1 protein-coding gene is annotated in these 823 nt (G+C 49.8%); it reads left to right on the top strand.

Annotation, left to right across the window (positions count from 1 at the left end):
- Nucleotides 1-194 precede the first annotated feature (194 nt).
- A partial coding sequence (locus HMPREF2565_RS04040) for a hypothetical protein (protein WP_141745884.1) occupies nt 195-823 on the top strand: 629 nt, incomplete at its 3' end.

The raw sequence follows: 823 nt of genomic DNA, 5'->3' as shown, positions 1-823 counted from the left end.
CACACCGCTACCATTTCAGTCTTCTGAACAGTCTCGTTGCTACAAGTACCAGTGGGACAACGAATTCCTTCCACGTGAGGTGCATCCCGTAACAGAATTCACTATTTATGCTGGTTAAAGCGATTGACAGGTCTGAGTAGAGAGTAAATACTTAAAGAGTCTCTCGTTCTCTTTTCTCTTGAAAGGTCTAAGCAATGCCCAGCATTGAGATCCCCGGCTTTGGCCGTGTCGGTATGCAACAAATAGTCGGAGCGATTCTGGCAGCTATCGCTGTTGTTGGTGCCCTCGTTGGCGTGACAACTGGAAGCAGCAAGGGGGCTGGTTCGGACAACTCTGGTACAAGTATCTCTTCCCCAGCCCGTCCATCTACTCCAGTGCAGGAACCGGAAATCTCCCTCGAAGAATCCCGAATGATCGCGGAGAAGAACTTCGGAGTGAATCCGACGTTTAAGGAGCGGCTTGGATTATCTGACGCTGCATTGGACCGACTCGTAAGCGAGGTTGATCGTCAACAAAATTCCTTTATGGAACGCAGCGGTGCTACCGCAAGCAATCAAGTCAAGAGCGTTGCGCTTCGTGAACATACAAGAACACCAGAGTTGACTTTGTCCGTTGGGGATAGATGGAAAGGTGAGGTCACTGAGTACAAAAGTGGGGGATTAACTGTTGTGTCGCGCGTTCGGTATGCGCTTCTAGACATGGTTGAAGCTGATGGGGCAATCGATAATATTACTGCGCATAGTTCGCCTGCTCTCAAATACGGGATCGTTGTTACGCGCGATGACAATTACATACTGGGGTTGCCCGCAGATCGTGGACACGT

The organism is Corynebacterium sp. HMSC072A04 (assembly GCF_001809235.1).
Taxonomy (GTDB): Bacteria; Actinomycetota; Actinomycetes; order Mycobacteriales; family Mycobacteriaceae; genus Corynebacterium; species Corynebacterium hiratae.
This window is presented reverse-complemented; position numbering and strand designations above follow the sequence as displayed.